The following is a 20,741-nucleotide window of genomic DNA, read 5'->3' on the forward strand; positions in this document are numbered from 1 at the left end:
CAGATCGGTGCCGACATTGTCATGACCAGTCCCGGCAGTCCCTCACAAGCGCGCTCCCTGATCATCGAGCGCCTGGTCGGCGACAGCGGCGAGGCCGCCCAGGTCATCGGCGCCGGCCGGGGCATGGCAGAGCGCGCTGCGCCGCTGCTGCAGAAGAGCCTGACCAGTGAGCTTGGAGTTCCGGTCACCGTCGATCTCAGGGGGGTCGAGGTCAGCCGCGTCGCGGAGGCCCGCTCCCGTGCCGGCGATACGTTTGCCATGACCATTGTTGCGTCAGCCACGTCCTCCGATGCCATGACCCTGGTGATCGATGCGCCGGCGATCGCGGTCACGCTTTGCACGCTGTTCGGCGGCGACCCGGAGATGCCGGCATCGCCGATAGAGCGTGATCTGTCGCAGATCGAGGTCGATGTTTCGACCATGATGTTCCAGCAGGTCGCGCAGGCACTGAACGGATCGGGACGACGGTCGCTCGACCTGCGCCTGCCAGTGCCGCGGGCGATGTCGGGCACCGAAGCCAAACGACACGTGTTCCGCGACGGCGCTGCAATCCGCATCGTCTTCGGCATCTCGACGCCGGCCGACAGCGGCACCGTCACGGTGACGATGCCGCAGCGTGTCGTGCTGGCCAGCCGAGACAGCGCTGCTGCCGGCGGCGAGAACGATCAGGGCGCCAGCTGGCGCGCGCGCTTTTCGGAAGAAGTGATGCGCTCCACGGTAGCGCTCGAGGCGACCATGCCGCTGGCCCGACTGACGCTCGGCGATCTTGCCGATTTCGAAATTGGCCAGATCATCGAATTCGAGGCAACGGCGCAATCGCAAGCGCGTCTCGGCGCGCGCGGCAAGACGCTGTTCGTATGCGAGTTCGGCAAGCTGGGACAGAATTACACCGTCCGGATCAAGCATCCCTATGATGCCGGACAGGATTTTATCGACGGGCTCATGCCGGCTGGTGCCGGGCACGCCTGAGCTTTTGGAGACGATGCATGGCCAAGACCAAGGCAGAAGCCGAAATCGACCAGCCGGACGAGCAGCTCGACCGCGCCATCGAGGAATTGCGCGGGGTTCTGCATGAAGAGGAACAGCGCCCCGATATTGCGTTCAAGGCCGCGTCCGCTGCCAATTCGAGCGTCATCATGAACATCCCAGTCGACGTCCAGATCATCCTCGGCAGCACCGAGATGCCGGTGTCCGACCTGATGGCGCTGCAGAAGGGCTCCACGGTGGCGCTCAACCGCCGCATCGGCGAACCGGTCGACGTGGTGGTCAACGGCCGCAGAATAGCGCGCGGCGAGATCACCGTGCTCGAAAGCGACCCGTCGCGCTTCGGCATCAGGCTGACCGAAATCATCGCCGGCACGAAGGGCGCGTGAAGATGCGTCGCGGGTCTTGCCGGCGGCAGCGGGAGCGAAAGGCATGACAACGTCCCTTTCCCTGACGCGTCCGCAGAAGGCGGCCGCCATACTGGTGGCGATGGGCAAGCCGTCGGCCAGCCGCCTCTTGAAATTCTTCAAGCAGGAAGAATTGAAGGCGCTCATCGAGGGCGCCCGGCTGCTCAGGACCATTCCGCAAGGCGATCTCGAGCGCATCGTCGCCGAGTTCGAGGCGGAGTTCACCGAAGGGGCGGGACTGCTCGATTCCGCCGACAGGATGGACACCATCCTCAATGAATCGCTGTCACCCGAAGAGATGAGCGCGATCATGGGTGACAAGAAATTCGAGGTTGCGCCGGAAGGTCCGCCGCCGATCTGGCCCGAGCTCGAGAAGCTCGAGCCGGTGCGGCTTGGTACTTTCCTGGCCGGTGAACATCCGCAGACTGCGGCCATGGTGCTGTCGAAGCTGGCGCCGCAGGCGGCGGCGAGCGTGCTGTTGACGTTGAGCAAGCCGACGCGCGGCGAGATCATCAAGCGCATGGTGACGATGGCCAATGTTCCCGACGCCGCCAGCAGGATCGTCGAAAATCGGCTGCGCACCAGCGTGCTGGCGGAAACCGCGACCAAGGATACATCGGCCGGACAGGCGCGCGTCGCCAGCGTTCTCAACGAATTGGACAAGCCGCTGCTCGAGGAGGTCATGCAGGACCTGGAGGCCGCCGGCACGCCCGATCTCGACGGCGTCCGGGCTCGGCTGTTCTCCTTCGACGATTTGCCGCTGCTTACCCAGAAAGCGCGCGTGCTTCTATTCGACGGGCTGTCGACCGAACTGGTCACGCTGGCGCTGCGCGGCACTTCGGCGATCCTTGCCGAAGCGGCGCTGTCGGCGATCGGCGCACGCTCGCGGCGCATGATCGAAGCCGAACTCGGACAAGGATCCGAAGGGGTTCCCCTCGCCGACATCATGGCGGCGCGCAAGACGATCGTGACGACGACAATCCGGCTGGCGCGCGAAGGCGCGTTCGAGCTTCCCGCGACCCAGAACGCCGCCGCCTAAGGCCGGATCATGGCAGAGGCGGTCGACAAGGATTCCAAAACCGAAGAAGCGACGGAAAAGAAGATCCGCGACACCATCGAACAGGGCAAGCTGCCCCATTCGAGGGAGACCGCGCTGCTGGCCTCCTTCGTCGCCATACTGGTGTTCACCGTCTTCTACGCCAAGGATGCCATTGTCGATCTCGGCATGTTCCTGTCGATGTTCCTGGAGAAGCCGGAAGCCTGGCCGATGGACACCGAGACCGACGTCATCGCGCTCTACAAGATCGTCATGCTGGAGGTGGGCCGTGCCATCCTCAGCCTGCTGGTGCTCCTGACCATCGCCGGCGTCGGTGCCTCGGTGTTCCAGAACATGCCGCAATTCGTCGGCGAACGCATCAGGCCGCAGCTGTCGCGCATCTCGATCGTCAAGGGCTGGAACAGGCTGTTCGGGGTGCAGGGCTGGGTCGAGTTCCTGAAGGCGCTCGGCAAGGTGGGCTTCGCCATCGTCGTGCTCGCCTTCACGCTGTCCGAGGATCACCGCAAGCTGCTCGCCGGCATGATCACCAATCCCGTCGCCTTCGGCCTCGTCATCCGCGGCATCGCGGTCGACATACTGGTGGCGATCGTCTTCGTCATGGGCCTGATCGCGGCGATCGACATCGTCTGGTCGCGCTTCCACTGGAAGCAGGACCTGCGCATGAGCAAGCAGGAGGTCAAGGACGAGTTCAAGCAGTCCGAGGGTGACCCGATCGTTAAGTCGCGGCTGCGCTCGCTGGCGCGCGACCGCGCTCGCAAGCGGATGATGACGGCGGTGCCGCGCGCGACGTTGATCATCGCCAACCCGACGCACTTCTCGATCGCGCTTAAATATGTGCGCGACGAGGATTCGGCACCGCTGGTGCTGGCCAAGGGGCAGGATCTGGTGGCGCTCAAGATCCGCGAAATCGCGCGCGAGCACAACATCCCGATCTTCGAGGACGTGGCGCTCGCCCGCTCCATGTACAAGCAAGTTTCGGTCGATAGTGTGATCCCGTCGCAATTCTACCAGGCCGTCGCCGAACTGGTGCGGATCGTCTACTCGAAAAAGGCTGAGCGCAGACAGATTTCATGAACCGCCAACCGCACGCCAATTCCCGCGAGATCATCGTCGCCAGCGCCATCGAGCAAGTCGTGGCGGAGCTCAGGCTGATCGATGTCGCCGATTATATCGCCTTCATCCGGCTGGAGCATTTCGCCTGCCTGTCGGACCTGGTCGATTCCGCGGCGGAACTGTTCTTCAAGCCGGGCACGCTGAGGCTCGGCCATGGCGGCGAGGCGCATGTCGACTGGAGCGGCAGCCCGCGCATCGTGCTCGATCTCGAGCTTCGGCCGCCCGGCGTCACGGTCTATTTCCAGCTGACGCTGAGCGAAAAAGGCGCCTCGGTCGCGGTCAACTACGTGTCGTTCGAAAAGCCCGGCGAGGACCCCGAGCACAACACCGCCCTGCTCGAGGCGGTGGTCGAACAGGCGCGTATCCGCAAGGTCGAGCCGCTGGCGTTCTAACTATTCGATCAGGCCGAGCCGCAGCGCCTTGGCGACCGCCTGGTTGCGGTTGACGGCGTTGAGCTTCTGGGTCGACTGGGTGAGATACTGGTTGGCGGTATGCACCGACAGTTTCAGCAGCCGCGCTATCTCCTCGCTGGTATTGCCGTTGGCGGTCAGCTTCAGGCATTCGAGCTCGCGCTTGGAGATCGCGCGCGTCTTGCCGACATCGCCCGGACGCATGCGGGCGACAGCGGCGAACAGCGAAAAGCAACGGGCGTGGATTTCATAGAGCGCGTCCTGCGGCAGGGCGATCTCCGAGCCGAGGAAGACGACGAGGCCGCACTGGCCGCGATCGGCGTGGACGGGAAAGGCGATGCCGCTGCTGCCGGGCGCCAGCGGCGCCATCTGCTCGGTCCAGGCAAGGCCGCCGAACATCTCGCTCATGGCCGCCACACCGTCATCCGTCCACCAGCGCGGTTCGGTCGAGATCCTGCTATGGCGCACGATCTCCTCGCCATTGGCGCCCGAGATGAACTTGGTCGCCACCGATATGCCGGGATAGTCGGAATCGAAGCACGGCACCAGCCGCGCCCGCTCGAGCGACGGGCTGACGAAGAACAGGCCGAAGGCCGAGGCATTGATGTCGACGGCGATCCAACGGCAGCGCCGCACAGCATCGGGAATGGTCACGGCGTGATGCGTTTCGGAGCCGAGCGAGAAGGCACCGAACGGATTGCGCTGGTCGTTGAAAAGGGCCTCGGCGGCCTGCTTGACGTCGGCCTGTTTCAAATGATGCCGCTCCTGATCGCCGTGGCGATGGCCATCGCGCGGTTGCTGGCCGCGAATTTCTGGATGGCGTGGGTGATGTAGCTGTTGACGGTGTTGGAGGACACGCCAAGGATGACGGCAACCTCGTCCGTGGTCTTGCCTTCCGAGACCCAGAACAGGCATTCGCGCTCGCGGTCCGACAGCGGATCCTGCATGGCGGCGGCGGCGATCAGTTGCGGAATATGCGAGAGCGCGTAGCAGCACTTCAGCTGCGCCTTCATCAGCGCTGGCTGGTCGATCCGGCCGGCGGTTGCCGCCGAGAACAGCGCGAACAGGCGTTGGCGGCCGACATTCAGCCTGAGCGAATAGATCTCGGCGTGGCCGAGCACGTCGAGCAGACGTGCCTCTTCGCCGGAGACCAGCCCCTCGGCCTGTGGTGCCTGCGCCGACACCAGCGGCCTTGGACGCATGCCCGGCGCAACGGTGAGCGCGCCCTGGGCAAGGCCAGCGATCAGCCGCTTGCCGATCAGTTCGATGGCGTCGAAAATCCAGTTGGACGAGACGATGCGCGCGTCGTTGCGGTCCTGATCGTGGACGATGGCGACCAGCATATAGCTGTCGGCACCGATCTCGGCGGTCAACTCCATGAAAAAGCTGGTGAGATCGCCGCGCGACGTCAGGCGCGAGCCCAATGTGTCGGATTGAAGAAGCGCGGCGGGACTGCTCATTGCTGTTTTTGGCCGGAATCGATGCTGATGTCCGGATGCTGGAGAGCCAGCCGCCGAACCTGAAAACGCGTTACATTTACGAGACACACACAAGCGCGGGGTCGCGCCCGACCAGACGGAATCCATTCAGGGAACGCGAAGCCGTCCGCGTCTGGCGCCAGAAAATTCCGGCACTTGAGACTTTGGGTGGTCGCCGCGCCCCCCGAGGACCGGCTGATTCGGGTCTAATCTACCCGTAGATGAATCTGACATCAAACGCGATTTGACAAAATCGAATCGAGTGGACTCAAGCTGCGACTCAGGCGCCGATTTTCGCGCGTTTCGGTGCGTGGAAATACCCGAGCCATGCAAGCCGGTCATCTCGGCCGGGCTGTTTCGGTCGCGCAAGCCAAGGTCCGAGAGGATGTCGCTGGAGGATGTCAAAGAGCGGCTGACGCCGCCCCTTTTCGTGTTTCCCTGAAAGCTGCCGCGCTGTGGGCAGCCGGTTTCACCGGTCCTCGAAGCCGGTCAGGACGCCGACGGCATTGATGCCGATTTCCTCGACGGCGTAGCCGCCTTCCATGACGAACAGCGTCGGCAGGCCGAGCCTGGCGATGCGGCGGCCGATCATGGGATAGTCCGACGACTTGAGCTTGAACTGGCTGATCGGATCCTTCTCGAACGTGTCGACGCCGAGCGAGACGATGACGACGTCTGGCGCGTAGGCGGCGAGCCTGGCGCAGGCGTCTTCCAGCGAGGCGCTCCAGGCGTCCCAGCCGGTGCCGAACGGCATGGGATAGTTGATGTTGAAACCTTCGCCCGCGCCGGCGCCACGCTCGTCGGCATGGCCGAGGAAGAACGGATATTCGACCATCGGGTCGCCGTGCAAATTGAGGACCTGCACGTCGGCGCGGTCGTAGAAGATCTCCTGTGTGCCGTTGCCGTGATGATAGTCGACATCGAGGATCGAGATGCGGCCGGCCCCCTGGTCGCGGAACCATTGCGCGGCAACGGCCGCGTTGTTGATGTAGCAATAGCCGCCCATGAAGCCGGCTCCGGCATGGTGGCCGGGCGGACGGCAGAGCGCGAAGGCGGAGGCTTCGCCGGCCTTGACCAGGCCGGCTGCCGTCAGCGCGACGTCGTAGGACGATTTGATCGCGGCCCATGTGCCTTCGACGAAGGTGGCGCCGCCATCGAAGGAATAATAGCCAAGCAGGGCGTCGATGCGCTTCGGCGGCACGTCGCCGCGCAGGCCGCGTGTCGGCCAGGTGAAGGGCATGGCTGTGCCTGTGTGGCCCTCGGCGATCCATTGCGGCCAGACCGTCGGCAGGAAATCGACGTAGTCGGCCCTGTGGATGCGCTTGGCGGCGGCAAGATCATGCTCGGCCGGCGCGATGATCGGCCCGAGTTTCTCGCTGTTGACCCGCGCCTTGATGAACTCGGCGCGCGAGGGTTTTTCGAAACCCGGCACGATCGCCGATGTGACCAGTTCCATCTGGCCGGCGTGGCCGGCGTGAAGCGGCGAATAGACAGTCTTCATGAAATTCCTCTCGAATGCGAAATCAGTCAAGGTTGAGATAGGGGGTCACCAGAGCGAGCCACATGGTTTCGACATCGTCCTCGATGAGGTCGTATGTCCGGCGATCCCTTTTCAGGCCGACAAGACGGCAGGCGTGCCCGACCTCCATCATCAGCAGGCCGAGCCGGCTGGCGACCTTGTCTTCGAGAGCCGGGTTCACGTGCCGCAGCCATGCCGCATAGAGGGCGATGATCTGGTCGTCATATTCGTTCTGGATCGGCCTCAGGTCGGCGTTGCCTGAAATCGCCTCGATCACCGGCATCAGGCTGGCATTGTCGAGATAAAGCCTGGAGGTGTCCGTGAAAAGCCTGCGTACCTCCCGCCGAAACTCCTCCCGGTTGGTGGGCGGGTCGACCCTGATGCGCCTCGCGATCACTTCGGGAAAGGATGACAGCCAGCGCCGGGCGAGGTCCAGGAGAATGGCTTCCTTGTTGGGGAAGTACTGGTAGACCGAACCAACCGACAGGCCCGCGCGCTGCGCTATGGCGAGCGTGGTCGGCGTCCTTGTGCCTTGCTCGCGGGTCAGGATCAGCGCCGCGTCGAGGATCCGGTCCACCACCTTGCTCGACCGTTGTTGGCGCGGCTGCTTGCGCGGTTCGAGCGCTATCCTGGTTTTGCGATCGAGACTGCGCTTCACGGCTTGACGTCCTCGTTCCCCGCCCAGTCCCAACATCGGCGCAGAGTGTTGTCCACAATACATTGCAAATTCCGCATGTTGACAAACGCGAATGATTAGTCGCATTCTTTTATCCACGCTGCCTTGGGGATAACAAGGGGAATTTCGAAGACAGCGCGCCGGCATCATCTTTCTCCATCGCCCCTCCCGCGGAGCGGCAGCTCGTGGGCAGTGGTTGTCGGTCTCAGTCAAAAGCGCGGAGTCGCGATGTCGGTCACGGGTGCGGGTCACAAGGCGGATCTGATCGTCATCAATGGTCGTGTGTTGACCATGGACGATGACAATCCGACCGCCGAAGCCGTTGCCGTCAAGGATGGCGCCATCGTCGCTCTCGGCAGCCACGCCTCCATCGAAGAGTTCAAGGGCCCGGCCACCAGGGTCATCGACGCCAGGGGCGGTTCGGTGATCCCGGGTTTCATCGAAGCCCACATGCATCTGTTTTCAGGCGCGGCCGAGCTTGCCCATCTCCAGTTGTCGGGCGTCCACGGTTTCGAGGCGCTGCAAAAGGCGATCCGCGACTACGCGTCGACGCACCCCGATGCCAAGATGCTGGTCGGACAGGGCGTCGACTACACCGTGCTCGATGACGAGCGAGTGACGCGCCATCATCTCGATGCGATCCTGCCGGACCGGCCCTTCGTCATGGCCGCGCCCGATCACCATACGATGTGGGCCAACAGCAGGGCGCTGGATATGGCCGGCATCCTGAATGGGCGCGCGCTTGGCCCCGGCAATGAGATCGTCATGGGCGACGACGGCCTGGCCAATGGCGAACTGCGCGAGGGCGAGGCTTTCGGCCCGGTGCTCGATCTTGCCGGCGAGGGCCGGGTGCGGCTCGGGCTGGCGACGGGCGGCGAGCCAGACCCGATGCCATCGGCGGAAGAACGCGCCGCCGACCGCGACATCATGCGGCGCGGGCTCGCCTGGTGCGCGCGCCACGGCATCACCTCGATCCAGAACATGGACGGCAATCTCTACCAGCTCGAATTGCTGGCCGAGATCGAGGCCGAGGAGGGTCTGTCCTGCCGGGTGCAGATACCCTTCCACTACAAGAATTTCATGACGCTCGACATACTCGACAAGGCCTCGGCGATGGCCGAGCGCTACAATGGCGAGTGGCTGTCGTCAGGCATGGTCAAGGTGTTCTACGACGGCGTGCTCGATTCCTGGACGGCCGTCATGATCGAGCCCTATGCCGACCGTCCCGACTGGGTGGGTGAACCACTGTTCACGCCCCAGCAATTCATCGATCTCGCCGTCGCCGTCGACAGGCGCGGCCTGCAGATCGCCGTGCATTCGATCGGCGACGGCGCGGTGCGCGCCGTCCTCAACGGCTACGAGGCGGCGCAAAAGGCCAATGGCAGGCGCGACAGCCGGCATCGTGTCGAACATATAGAGGTCATCGGCGCATCTGATGTGCCGCGTTTCGCCGAACTCGGCGCCATCGCTTCGATGCAGCCGCCGCATCCGCCCGGCGCCATGGATTTTCCGCTGGAGCCGACTGTGTCGCGCATCGGGCCGGCGCGCTGGCCGCTGAGCTATGCCTGGCGCACCCTGAAGAATGCCGGCGCGCATGTCGTGTTCGCGTCGGACTGGCCGGTGTCGCCGATCGATCCGATCCTGGGCATCCAGGCGGCAGTGATGCGCAAACCATGGGCATCAAGCGATCCGGACCAGAGCTTCTCGCTGCGTGAATCGCTTGCCGCCTACACGGTCGAGGGCGCCTATGCCGAATTCGCCGAGCACCGCAAGGGCACGCTGAAGCCGGGCTATATGGCCGATCTGGTGGTTTTGTCGGCCGACATCGAAAAGACTATGCCGGCCGACCTGCACAAGGTGCGCCCGGTAACAACGATCTGCGGCGGCAAAGTCACCTACCAGGCCTGACATGGCATGCGGCTTGCCTGCTGAAATGGCGGACTGAAATGACCGACTGAACTGTGATTCAATGCCGGACTTGCCAACCCATCGGCCGTGTGGTCACATCCAACAGGGGAAAAGCTCCGCCAGCAAGAGCGGGGTCAACAGTGAGGCGTAATCGTGCCGGACAAACCGGATCGGAATGCGATTGAAGTAGTAAACGTCAGCAAAATTTTCGGATCGGGTGAGGGGCAGGTCGCTGCCCTCGACAAAGTCTCGGTATCCATCCGCGAAAACGAATTCTTCACACTGCTGGGACCATCCGGCTGCGGCAAGACCACCTTGCTGCGGCTGATCGCCGGCTTCGACTTTCCAACCGCCGGCGAAATCCTGCTTTACGGCCAGGACATCGCGCCATTGCCGCCCTTCAAGCGGCCGGTCAACACCGTCTTCCAGTCCTATGCGCTGTTCCCGCACATGACGGTGGCAGACAATATCGGCTTCGGCCTGGAGATGCTGGGCAAGCCCAAGGCGCAGATCAAGGCGCGCGTTGCCGAGATGCTGAAGCTGGTCAAGATGGAGGCGCTGGCGGGCCGGCGCACCGGCCAGATTTCCGGCGGCCAGCAGCAGCGCGTGGCGCTGGCCCGGGCGCTCGCGCCGCAACCGAAGGTGCTGCTGCTCGACGAACCGCTCTCCGCCCTCGACTACAAGCTGCGCAAGGAGATGCAAATCGAGTTGAAGCGGCTGCAGCACGAGACCGGCATAACCTTCATCTTCGTCACCCATGACCAGGAAGAAGCGCTGACGATGTCGGACCGCATCGCCGTGATGTCGTCGGGCAAGATCCTGCAGGTCGGCTCGCCCTGGGATATCTACGACAAGCCTGCCGAACGCTTCGTCGCCGACTTCATCGGCGAGACCAACTTTCTCACCGCGGCCATATCGGGCACCGGCAACGGCAAGGCGCGCGCGACGCTCAAATCCGGCACCACCATCGAGGCGACCGTCGCCGAAGGTTTTCAGCCGAAGGACAACGCCACCGTGGTGGTGAGGCCGGAGCATGCCAAGCTGACCAGGAGCAAGGGCGACCTGGCGGGCAGGGTCGACAACATCGTCTATTTCGGCACCGACACGCATATCCATGTCCAGCTCGACAGCGGCGAAGCCTTCACCGTGCGCCAGCAGAACACGCGCAGCGCCGGCTGCGGTTTCGAGCGCGGCGACAAGGTCGGCATCCTGATCGGCAACGACGCCGCGCAAGTGCTGAGGGACTGATGGCCACCGCCGAAGAAGTCGCCAAGGCAGCGGAGCGGCGCGACGTCCGCGACCGCTGGTTGCTGTCAGCGCCGGCGCTGCTGGTCATTCTGCTCGCCGCGACCGGCCCGTTGCTGATCGTGCTCGTCTATTCGTTCCTGACGCCCGGCGCCTATGGCGACGTGAAGTGGCAATTTTCGCCGGAAGCCTGGGTGTCGGTGTTCATGGAACGCGACATTTTCGACGACACGCTGTCGCTCGCGGCCGCCCACGTCACCATCTTCCTGCGCTCGATCAAGCTCGCGGTGGTGACGACGCTGGCGACTTTGGCGCTCGGCTTCCCGACCGCCTATTTCATGGCGACGCGCAGTGAAAAGACCAGGGATCTCTGGCTATTCCTGATCACCATTCCGTTCTGGACCAACCTCCTTATCCGTACCTTCGCGGTGCTGCAGATCATCCGCAACGAAGGCATCGTCAATACCATCCTTCTGAAGCTCGGCATCGTCTCGGCGCCGGTGCAGATCCTCTACACCGACACGGCGATCCTGATCGGCATGGCCTATGTCTACCTGCCGCTGATGGTGCTGCCGATCTATGCAAGCATGGAAAAACTCGATTTCCGGCTGGTCGAGGCTGGCTACGATCTCTACGCGACGCGCTTCAAGGTGCTGCGCAAGATCATTTTCCCGCTGGTCAAACCCGGGGTCATCGCCGGCTCCATCCTGGTCTTCATTCCGGCCCTTGGCGCCTATGTGACGCCGAGCGTGCTTGGCGGCGGCAAGAACATGATGCTGTCCAACCTGATCGAATTGCAGTTCGGACAGGGCCGCAACTGGCCGCTTGGCTCGGCGCTGTCGATCACGGTCATGATCATCGTCATGGTGGCGCTGCTGGCCTATGTGCGCAACGCCGGCAAGTCGGGGGTGCGTCATGGCTAGCAATTTCTCCATCAAGCACCAGCCTGGCTTCACCGCCATCGCGGCAACCTGTTTCGTCGTGCTCTATTTGCCGATCATCGTGCTGGTCATCTACGCCTTCAACGCGGCGAGCTCGACCTCGGAATGGGGCGGGTTTTCGCTCAAATGGTTCCAGTCGGCCTGGCAGAACACGCAGGTCATCGATGCGACGATGCGTTCCTTCCAGATCGGCGCCATAGCGGCGGCCCTTGCCACCATCTTCGCCACCATGGCCGCGCTCGCCACCACGCGCACACCGCCCTATCCCGGGCTGACCTTCAAATACGCGGCCATCAACCAGCCGCTGATGGTGCCCGAAATCGTCACCGGCGTGGCGCTGCTGATCTTCTTCTCGCGCATCAAGATCTTCACCGGCTATTCCGGCCTTGGCTACCTGATCGCCGCGCATACGGCGTTCTGCATCCCGTTTGCCTACCTGCCGATCCGGGCGCGGCTGGAGAATATGGACCTGACGCTGGAACGCGCCGCCGCCGACCTCTATGCGACGCCGTGGAAGACCTTCCGCCGCATCACGCTGCCGCTTTTGTGGCCCGGCATCCTCGCCGGCCTGATGCTGGCTTTCGTCATCTCGCTCGATGACGTCGTCATCACCGAATTCGTCAAGTCGGGCGGCCAGGACACGCTGCCCACCTACATGCTCGGCCAGATCCGCCGCGGCATCACACCCGAGATCAACGCGATATCGACCGCCTTCCTGCTGCTTTCGGTCGCGATCGTCACGTTGTTTTTCTTTGTCAGCAGGAAACGAGACTGAAACCGATAATGGGAGTTAAAACGATGAACTGGAAGACAACGGCGTCCGCCATGGGGTTGGCGTTGCTCGCTTCGACGGGCCTTGCCCGCGCCGACGGCGTGCTCAACATCTACAATTGGGGCAATTACACCAGCCCCGACGTGATCAAGAAGTTCGAAGCCAAATACAACGTCAAGGTGACCATCACCGACTACGATTCCAACGATACCGCGCTTGCCAAGGTGCGCCAGGGCGGCACCGGTTTCGACATTGCCGTGCCTTCGCAGACCTATGTACCGATCTGGATCAAGGAAGGCCTCGTTCAGGAAACCGATCCGGGCAAGATGGAGAACTTCAAAAACGTGGCGCCGGAATGGGCCAATCCTGAGTTCGATCCGGGCCGCAAATACACGGTTCCGTGGGCCTGGGGCACGATCGGCGTCGTCGTCAACACCGACGCCTACAAGGGCCCGGCCAACACGTGGGGCATCATCTTCAACACGCCCGACGAGTTGAAGGGTAAGGTCAACGTCGTACCGGAGATGGGCGACGTGATGTTCGCCGCGATCAAATATGTCGGCGGCCAGCAATGCACCAACGACAAGACGGTGCTGAAGAAAGTACGTGACCTGCTGGTGGCGGCGAAGCCGAACTGGATCGCCATGGAATACAACACCATAGAGAAGATGGGCGCCGGCGACTTCAAGGCAACCAGCGACTGGAATGGCTCGGCTTTGCGTCAGCGCCTCGCCAACCCGGCCATCCACTTCAATTATCCGAAGGAAGGCTATGGCCTGTGGAGCGACAACGTCGTCGTCCTGAAAGAGGCCAAGAACGTCGAGAACGCCAAGCTGTTCCAGAACTTCATCATGGATCCGGAAAACGCGGCCGGCCTCTCGGCCTTCCATCGTTACGCCAATGCCATCGCCGGTTCGGACAAATACATGCCGGCCGACATGAAGGACGCGCCGGAAGTCGTCATTCCGGCCGACGCCAAGCCGCTTGGCGAACTGCAGCAGATGTGCGCGCCAGAGACGCAGGAACTCTACACCAAGATCTGGACCGAACTGCAGAAGTAATCGCCGCATGACGGACCCGGCGGCACATGCCGCCGGGTCTTTTCCGTTTCCGGGAATAGCTTTCATGGACTCCTATCGCAACAGCGATCCGCGGCCGCCGATCATGCAGGGCTCGCCGCCCGCCATGGTGCCACCAAGGCTCGACTGGGACAGGCCGCCCTGGAACCGCTGGGCTTTCCAGCACATCAGGGAAATTCTGCCGACCGTCGAAGTCTGGCGCGGCAACGGCCACCGTCACCGCCTCGAACGCGCCGAGGTCGATCTCGACGGGCTGCCGGTCGAGGACAGCACGGGACGGAAGACGACGCTCGCGGGCCTGCTGGACGAGACCTATACGGATGGCTTCCTGGTGCTCAAGGACCGCAAGATAGCCTATGAGCGTTACTTCAACGGCATGGACGAGCGCACGCTGCATCTGTCGCAGTCCATGGCCAAATCGGTCACCGGCTCGGTGTTCGGCATACTGGCCGGGCGCGGGCTGGTCGATCCGACAAAACCGCTTACCGACTACCTGCCGGAGCTGAAGGCAACCGGGTGGGCCGGCGCCAGCGTCCAGCACGTGCTCGACATGACGAGCGGAGTGCGCTTTTCCGAGGAATATACCGATCGCTATTCCGATATCGGCCAGGTCGATGTCGCCACCGGCTGGAAGCCGGTGCCGCCGGGCAGCGACCCGGACTTTCGCTGGCCCGCGCACATGTTCGAGCTGATCCTAGGCTTGAAGGACATTGTTCGGCCACATGGGGCGGCATTCGAGTACCGCTCGGTCGAAACCGATGTGCTCGCGTTCATCATGGAGGGGGTGACAGGCAAGCGGCTGGCACAGCTGGTTTCGGAAGAACTCTGGCAAAAGCTCGGCGCCGATGAAAGCGCCTGCTTCACCGTCGACAGCGCGGGCTACGCACTGGCCGATGGCGGCTTCAACGCGACGCTGCGCGATTATGCCCGCTTCGGCCAGCTGATCCTCGACAATGGCGGTGGCATCGTGCCTGCCGACTGGATCGAGGCGACGCGCAGCGGCAGCCACGGGCCGGGCTTTAGTCCGAACCTGCCAGAGGGCAGCTATCGCAACCAGTTCTGGATCGAGAATCCGCATTCGCGGGCGCTGATGTGCCGGGGCGTGTTCGGGCAGATGATCCACATCGACTGGAATACGCGGATGGTCGTGGTCAAGCTTTCGAGCTGGCCGGATTTCAGCAACGTCGCCTATTCCATGGCGACGCTGAAGGCCGTGCATGCCATCGCCGCCGCGCTGAGCTGAACCCCCACAAGACACGACCTGGAAGGAAATGCCATGACCGGCAAGACCGCGTTCGAGACCCGTTACGGCTTCCGCCGCAACCAGGTGCTGCTCGCCAACTGGCGGGAAAATCCGTTCAACCGATGGTCATTCCAGAACGTCAGCGAGCTGGTGCCGAGCGCGCGTGTCGCCGCCCTGCCGGTCAACGAGGCGCCGGCCGAGGATTTCGGCGGATTGCTCGACGAAAAGGTCGCGCTGGCGAGCACGCCGGAAACCGTCGCGGCTTTTCTCAGCCGCTCGCACACGGATGCGCTGACCGTCATGAGAGGCGGCAGGATCGTCGGCGACTGGTTTGCGCCGCATATGGATTTCGGCGCCCGCCACATCATCTTTTCGATCAGCAAGTCGGTGACCGCGATCATGGCCGGCATATTGGAAGGCGAGGGCGTGTTCGATCCGGAAGCGCCGGTGACGGCCTACATACCGGAAGCCGGCGATTCGGCCTATGGCGAGGCTACCGTGCGGCATGTGCTCGATATGAGTGTCAGCCTCGATTTCGAAGAAGCCTATCTCGATCCCGAAAGCGCCTTTGCCCGCTACCGGCGCGCCACCTTGTGGAACCCCGGCGGCGGCACGGAAAGCCTGCGTGAATTCCTCCTGACGCTGCAGCGTCTCGCCGAGCCGCACGGCCAGACCTTCCGTTACCGGTCGCCCAATTCCGACCTGCTTGGCCTGCTGCTCGAACGGGCGTCTGGCCAGCGCTTCGCCGACCTGATGCGCGAGAAACTGTGGCAGCCGCTCGGCGCCGCCAGCGAAGCTTCGGTGGCGGTAGATATGGAGGGCACGGCGCGCACTGCCGGCGGCATCTCGGTGACGCCGCGCGATCTGGCGCGCGTCGGCGAGATGATGCGGCAAGGGGGCACTGCGAATGGCCGCCGCATCGTGCCCGAGGCCTGGGTGCGCGACACCACGGTAACCGGCGGCAGTTCTGAAGCCTGGCAGCGTGGCGCCATGCTGCCGCTGTTTCCCAAGGGCCGCTACCGCAACAAATGGTACCAGACAGGACATGAGAACGGGGCCTATTGCGGCATCGGGATCCATGGCCAGTGGCTCTATGTCGACCCCCGGACGGAAGTGGTGATCGCCAAGATGTCGTCGCAGCCCGAGCCGGTTGACGATCCGCTCGATCTCGAGATCGTCGCATTCTTCGAAGCGCTGAGCCGGATGGTCTGAGCGGCCGCAACATTAGGGCGCGCTTTCCTGTGGACCTCTGTCGCCGGTGAAACCGCGAAGGTTGGCGGGCAGGATAACTGCGCCTATGGTCGCCGCTCTTTTCGAGAAGAGCAGGAACGGCATGGCATCCGACATCAAGCGCATCGCAGCCATTATCGCGACCGAGATCACAGCGCGGCCCGAACAGGCCGCCGCTGCCATCGGGCTGCTCGACGAAGGCGCGACCGTGCCGTTCGTGGCGCGCTACCGCAAGGAGGTGACGGGCGGGCTCGACGACACGCAATTGCGCCTGCTGTCGGAGCGTCTTGCCTATCTGCGTGAGCTCGACGCGCGGCGTGACACCATCCTTGGCTCGATCCGGGAGCAAGGCAAGCTGACCGACGAGCTTGAAACCAAGCTCGCCTCCGCCGTCACCAAGGCCGAGCTCGAAGACATCTACCTGCCCTACAAGCCCAAGCGCCGCACCAGGGCGGAGATCGCCCGGGAGCGTGGGCTGGGGCCGCTGGCAGAAGCCATCCTGGCCGACCGCTCGCTGGTGCCGGCGGAACTCGCACTGGCCTATCTGACCGAGGACGTGGCCGACGCCAAGGCGGCACTTGAGGGCGCGCGCGACATAGTGTCGGAGCAGTTCGCCGAGAATGCCGACCTGGTCGGCAAGCTGCGAAGCTACATGAAGGAACGCGCCTTCATGCGCGCCAGGGTGGTCGACGGCAAGCAGGAGGCGGGTGCGAAATTCTCCGATTATTTCGACCATGTCGAGCGCTGGGCCACCGTTCCGAGTCACCGCGCGCTGGCGATGCTGCGCGGCCGCAACGAGGAGGTGCTGTCGCTCGACATCGAGGTCGATGCCGACGACTCTTCACCGGTGAAGCCGGTAGAGCGGATGATCGCCAATGCCTACGCCATCGGCGGCAGCCTGCCGGGCGATCGCTGGCTGATGGAGGTCGCAGGCTGGACCTGGCGCATAAAACTATCCCTGCACCTGACGCTCGATCTGATGCGCGACCTGCGCGAACGGGCCGAGGAAGAGGCGATCCACGTCTTTGCCCGCAATTTGAAGGATCTGCTGCTCGCCGCCCCCGCCGGATCGCGGCCGACGATGGGGCTCGACCCTGGCATCCGCACCGGCGTCAAGGTCGCGGTGGTCGACGGCACCGGCAAGCTGGTGGCGACGACAACGGTCTATCCGTTCCCGCCCAGGAACGATGTGCGTGGCACGCAGGCGGAGCTCGCCAAGCTCGTTCGCCTGCACAAGGTCGAGCTGATCTCGATCGGCAATGGCACCGGCAGCCGCGAAACCGAGAAGCTGGTGGCCGACATGCTGTCCGACATGCCTTCCGACGGCGGGCCGAAGCCGCTCAAGGTGATCGTCAGCGAGGCCGGCGCTTCGGTCTATTCGGCTTCGGCGACGGCGGCGGCGGAATTCCCCGGTCTCGACGTGTCATTGCGCGGTGCGGTGTCGATCGCGCGCCGCTTGCAGGATCCGCTGGCCGAACTGGTCAAGATCGAGCCGAAATCGATCGGCGTCGGCCAGTATCAGCACGATGTCGACCAGTACCGGCTTGGCCGCTCGCTGGAGGCGGTGGTCGAGGACGCCGTCAACGCGGTTGGCGTCGATCTCAACACGGCTTCGGCGCCGCTTCTGGCGCGGGTTTCAGGGCTCGGGGCGTCGCTCGCAGACGCCATCGTCGCGCATCGCGATGCCACCGGCCCGTTCGCCAGCCGCAAGGATTTGCTCAAGGTCTCCCGCCTCGGGCCGCGTGCGTTCGAGCAATGCGCCGGCTTCCTGCGCATCCCGAACGGCTCCGAGCCGCTCGACGCCTCGGCCGTGCATCCGGAAGCCTACGGCGTGGCCAAAAAGATCGTCGCCGCCTGCGGGCGCGATGTGCGTTCGCTGATGGGCGACAGTGCGGCGCTGAAGGCGCTCGATCCGCGCGTTTTCGTCGACGAGCGGTTCGGCCTGCCGACGGTGCGCGACATTTTGACCGAACTGGAAAAGCCCGGCCGCGATCCGCGCCCCGGCTTCAAGACGGCAACCTTCGCCGATGGCATCGATGACATCAAGGATCTGAAGCCCGGCATGCTGCTGGAAGGCACCGTCACCAATGTCGCCGCCTTCGGCGCCTTCGTCGACATCGGCGTCCACCAGGACGGGCTGGTGCACGTTTCGCAACTGGCCGACCGTTTCATCAAGGACGCGCATGAGGTGGTCAAGGCCGGCGACGTGGTCAAGGTGCGGGTCGTCGATGTCGACATCAAGCGCAAGCGGATCGCGCTTTCCATGCGCAGGGATGGTGGCGAGGGCGGCGCATCGCGCGGCCCGCGCGACAATGGCGGCGGCAGGCCGGCGCCACGCTCGCCCGCGCCGCAGCGCCAGCCGGAGCGACCGGCGCAGCAAGGTGCGTTCGGCGCGGCGTTGGCGGATGCGTTGAAGCGGAAGTAGCTACCACGCCAGAACAGCCGGGTCCTTTTCAACCTGGCTCGTCAGCCAATCTCGAAAACTCGCGACCGGCGGATGGCCGCGCTTGTCGTGCGGGACGACTAGATAATAGGCGCTGCGGCTGTGCATAGGCTGGCCGGGCGCGGGCACCAGCTGGCCGCGCTGCAACTCGCCTGAGATGAGGATTTGCGGCAGCAGAGCCACGCCCAGACCCGCCATGCAGGCCTGGGCGGCGGTGCCGAACTGTTCGAACTGCATACCCGGTCCGGTCGGCGCGCTCAGGCCCTGATGCTCAAACCATTCTGTCCAGGCGCCAGGCCGCGTCGCCATGTGCAGCAGCGGCAGACGGCCGATGTCGGCCGGCGTGGCGATGGAGCGCTCGGCGAGAAATTCGGGCGACACCACCGGGGCCACCACCTCCCGCACCAGCAGCGTCGAGTCTGCCTCGGGCCAGTCCGGCAGGCCATAATGGATGGCGGCGTCCAGCCGCTCTCTGGCGAAGTCGAAGCGGCCGACGCGGGTGACGAAGTTGATGGTGATGTCGGGATTGTTGTCGACGAAGTCTGGGATCATCGGCATCAGCCAGCGCGTGCCGAAGGTCGGCAGGATTGCGAGGTTCAGGATGCCGCTATGCCGATTACTCATCAATCCAAGCGCTGCGTCGCGCAATTGGCCAAGTGCCGAACGGACCACTTCGGCGTAGGTTTCGCCCGCCGCCGACAGCCGGACATTGCGGCTGTCGCGCTCGAACAGCCGGCGGCCAAACTGGTCCTCGATCAGCCTGATCTGCCGACTGACGGCGCCCTGGGTTAAATCCAGCTCCTGGGCTGCAGCGGTGAAACTGCCAAGCCGGGCCACCGCTTCGAAGGCGGCAAGCGCGTTGATGTTAGGCAAAAGACGACGTTGGACGCTCATGATCTATTCCTAACGCTCATTGATCGGTGAAGCAATTTCGTTTGATTTTTTCAGGCCGTGGGCCGATAAGCCGGGCTTCACCCGTTTTTAAGGATCGAGACGCCATGGCTGCCGACAAGAATGCATTCGTCTGGGAAGACCCGTTCCTGATCGAGGACCAGCTTTCGGAAGACGAGCGCATGGTGCGGGACGGGGCGGCGGCCTTCGCCGCCGACAAGCTCGCGCCGCGCATCGAGGAGGCCTATCTCAACGAAACCTTCGACACGGCGATTTTTCGCGAGATGGGCGAGGCCGGCCTGCTCGGCATCAACATTCCGGAAGAATTCGGCGGCCTCGGCGCCAACTATGTCACCTACGGCCTGGTCGCCCGCGAAGTGGAGCGCGTCGATTCCGGCTATCGTTCGATGATGTCGGTGCAGTCGTCGCTGGTGATGTATCCCATTTATGCCTATGGCTCGGACGAACAGCGCAGGAAGTATCTACCCAAGCTCGCCAGCGGCGAGTGGATAGGCTGTTTCGGCCTGACCGAACCGGATGCCGGCTCCGACCCCGGCGGCATGAAGACGCGCGCCGAGAAGACCGCCAATGGTTACAAGCTTACCGGCTCCAAGATGTGGATCTCCAATGCGCCCGTCGCCGACGTGTTCGTCGTCTGGGCGAAGCTGAAGGGCGAGAACGGCAAGGATGAGATCCGTGGCTTCGTCCTGGAAAAGGGCATGAAGGGGCTTTCGGCGCCGAAGATCGGCGGCAAGCTGTCGCTGCGGGCGTCGATCACCGGCGAGGTGGTTATGGAAGGCGTCGAGGTCGGCGAGGATGCTCTGCTGCCCAACGTGTCGGGGCTGAAGGGGCCGTTCGGCTGCCTCAACCGGGCTCGCTACGGCATTTCCTGGGGCTCGATGGGCGCGGCCGAAGATTGCTGGCATCGCGCGCGCCAGTATGGCCTCGACCGCAAGCAGTTCGGCAAGCCGCTGGCCAGCACGCAGCTCTACCAGAAGAAGCTCGCCGACATGCAGACCGAGATCGCGCTCGGGCTGCTGGCCTCGTTGCGCGTCGGGCGGCTGCTCGACGAAGGCAAGATGGCGCCGGAGATGATCTCGATCGTCAAGCGCAACAATTGCGGCAAGGCGCTCGACATCGCCCGCCAGGCGCGCGACATGCATGGCGGCAACGGCATCCAGATCGGCTATCACGTGATGCGCCATGCGCAGAATCTGGAGACGGTCAACACCTATGAGGGCACGCATGACGTGCACGCGCTGATCCTGGGACGGGCGCAGACGGGGATCCAAGCGTTTTTCTGAGGTTCGGTAGCCGTTTAAGTTAGGTGCAGCGCAACATCCGC

At 63.8% G+C, this 20,741-nt stretch carries 19 protein-coding genes; 14 read left to right on the forward strand and 5 right to left on the reverse strand.

Going from position 1 to position 20,741, the window contains the following annotated elements; genetic code table 11:
* Nucleotides 1-21 precede the first annotated feature (21 nt).
* The 5 genes from FJ942_RS05000 to FJ942_RS05020 are packed head-to-tail and all read left to right on the forward strand — an operon-like array spanning nt 22 to nt 3,953.
* Nucleotides 22-969: a FliM/FliN family flagellar motor switch protein gene (locus tag FJ942_RS05000; protein WP_140566253.1), complete on the forward strand. Its 948-nt coding sequence runs from the start codon at nt 22-24 to the stop codon at nt 967-969.
* A gap of 17 nt (nt 970-986) precedes the next feature.
* Entirely contained in the window at nt 987-1,373 is a 387-nt protein-coding gene (gene fliN, locus FJ942_RS05005; protein WP_140496205.1) for a flagellar motor switch protein FliN, read from the forward strand.
* Between the two features lie 43 nt (nt 1,374-1,416).
* Entirely contained in the window at nt 1,417-2,430 is a 1,014-nt protein-coding gene (locus FJ942_RS05010; RefSeq protein WP_140513630.1) for a flagellar motor switch protein FliG, read from the forward strand.
* Nucleotides 2,431-2,439: 9 nt separating this feature from the next.
* A complete protein-coding gene (gene flhB / locus FJ942_RS05015; protein WP_140496203.1) occupies nt 2,440-3,522 on the forward strand; it encodes a flagellar biosynthesis protein FlhB in 1,083 nt (360 codons plus the stop codon).
* Entirely contained in the window at nt 3,519-3,953 is a 435-nt protein-coding gene (locus FJ942_RS05020) for a hypothetical protein (RefSeq protein WP_140496202.1), read from the forward strand. Before flhB ends, FJ942_RS05020 begins: the two co-directional genes overlap by 4 nt.
* On the opposite strand, the gene FJ942_RS05025 is transcribed toward FJ942_RS05020, so the two are convergent.
* From FJ942_RS05025 to FJ942_RS05040, 4 genes are all read right to left on the reverse strand, one after another.
* On the reverse strand, nt 3,954-4,724 hold the full coding sequence (locus FJ942_RS05025) for a helix-turn-helix transcriptional regulator (RefSeq protein ID WP_140513628.1): 771 nt from the start codon (nt 4,722-4,724) through the stop codon (nt 3,954-3,956).
* On the reverse strand, nt 4,721-5,431 hold the full coding sequence (locus tag FJ942_RS05030) for a helix-turn-helix transcriptional regulator (RefSeq protein ID WP_140897299.1): 711 nt from the start codon (nt 5,429-5,431) through the stop codon (nt 4,721-4,723). The genes FJ942_RS05025 and FJ942_RS05030 overlap by 4 nt, the downstream gene beginning before the upstream one ends.
* A 487-nt stretch (nt 5,432-5,918) precedes the next feature.
* Complete coding sequence (locus FJ942_RS05035) at nt 5,919-6,950, reverse strand: histone deacetylase family protein (RefSeq protein WP_140897300.1); 1,032 nt, start codon at nt 6,948-6,950, stop codon at nt 5,919-5,921.
* Between the two features lie 22 nt (nt 6,951-6,972).
* Complete coding sequence (locus FJ942_RS05040) at nt 6,973-7,626, reverse strand: TetR/AcrR family transcriptional regulator (RefSeq protein ID WP_140560339.1); 654 nt, start codon at nt 7,624-7,626, stop codon at nt 6,973-6,975.
* A 246-nt stretch (nt 7,627-7,872) separates the two neighbouring features.
* On the opposite strand from FJ942_RS05040, the gene FJ942_RS05045 reads away from it, so the two are divergent.
* The 8 genes from FJ942_RS05045 to FJ942_RS05080 all read left to right on the forward strand — a co-directional run bounded on the left by FJ942_RS05045 (nt 7,873) and on the right by FJ942_RS05080 (nt 18,487).
* The gene (locus FJ942_RS05045) at nt 7,873-9,552 is read left to right on the forward strand and encodes an amidohydrolase (RefSeq protein WP_140897301.1); all 1,680 of its coding nucleotides are present in this window, start codon (nt 7,873-7,875) and stop codon (nt 9,550-9,552) included.
* Between the two features lie 153 nt (nt 9,553-9,705).
* On the forward strand, nt 9,706-10,800 hold the full coding sequence (locus tag FJ942_RS05050; RefSeq protein ID WP_140897302.1) for an ABC transporter ATP-binding protein: 1,095 nt from the start codon (nt 9,706-9,708) through the stop codon (nt 10,798-10,800).
* On the forward strand, nt 10,800-11,720 hold the full coding sequence (locus FJ942_RS05055) for an ABC transporter permease (protein ID WP_140496195.1): 921 nt from the start codon (nt 10,800-10,802) through the stop codon (nt 11,718-11,720). The genes FJ942_RS05050 and FJ942_RS05055 overlap by 1 nt, the downstream gene beginning before the upstream one ends.
* Nucleotides 11,713-12,513, forward strand: a complete 801-nt coding sequence (locus tag FJ942_RS05060) for an ABC transporter permease (protein WP_140496194.1) — start codon at nt 11,713-11,715, stop codon at nt 12,511-12,513. The genes FJ942_RS05055 and FJ942_RS05060 overlap by 8 nt, the downstream gene beginning before the upstream one ends.
* A gap of 23 nt (nt 12,514-12,536) precedes the next feature.
* Complete coding sequence (locus FJ942_RS05065; RefSeq protein ID WP_140496193.1) at nt 12,537-13,571, forward strand: extracellular solute-binding protein; 1,035 nt, start codon at nt 12,537-12,539, stop codon at nt 13,569-13,571.
* Between the two features lie 64 nt (nt 13,572-13,635).
* Nucleotides 13,636-14,832, forward strand: coding sequence for a serine hydrolase (locus tag FJ942_RS05070; protein WP_140897303.1), 1,197 nt, complete (start codon nt 13,636-13,638; stop codon nt 14,830-14,832).
* Between the two features lie 33 nt (nt 14,833-14,865).
* Complete coding sequence (locus FJ942_RS05075; RefSeq protein ID WP_140897304.1) at nt 14,866-16,044, forward strand: serine hydrolase; 1,179 nt, start codon at nt 14,866-14,868, stop codon at nt 16,042-16,044.
* Between the two features lie 121 nt (nt 16,045-16,165).
* A complete protein-coding gene (locus FJ942_RS05080; RefSeq protein WP_140897401.1) occupies nt 16,166-18,487 on the forward strand; it encodes a Tex family protein in 2,322 nt (773 codons plus the stop codon).
* Here the strand turns inward: FJ942_RS05080 and FJ942_RS05085 are convergent, their stop codons facing one another.
* Nucleotides 18,488-19,399: a LysR family transcriptional regulator gene (locus tag FJ942_RS05085; protein ID WP_140496190.1), complete on the reverse strand. Its 912-nt coding sequence runs from the start codon at nt 19,397-19,399 to the stop codon at nt 18,488-18,490.
* Between the two features lie 104 nt (nt 19,400-19,503).
* Between FJ942_RS05085 and FJ942_RS05090 the strand changes: the two genes are divergently transcribed.
* Nucleotides 19,504-20,700, forward strand: a complete 1,197-nt coding sequence (locus FJ942_RS05090; RefSeq protein ID WP_140658530.1) for an acyl-CoA dehydrogenase — start codon at nt 19,504-19,506, stop codon at nt 20,698-20,700.
* Nucleotides 20,701-20,741 lie beyond the last annotated feature (41 nt).

This window comes from Mesorhizobium sp. B2-4-2, assembly GCF_006442845.1.
Lineage (GTDB): Bacteria > Pseudomonadota > Alphaproteobacteria > Rhizobiales > Rhizobiaceae > Mesorhizobium.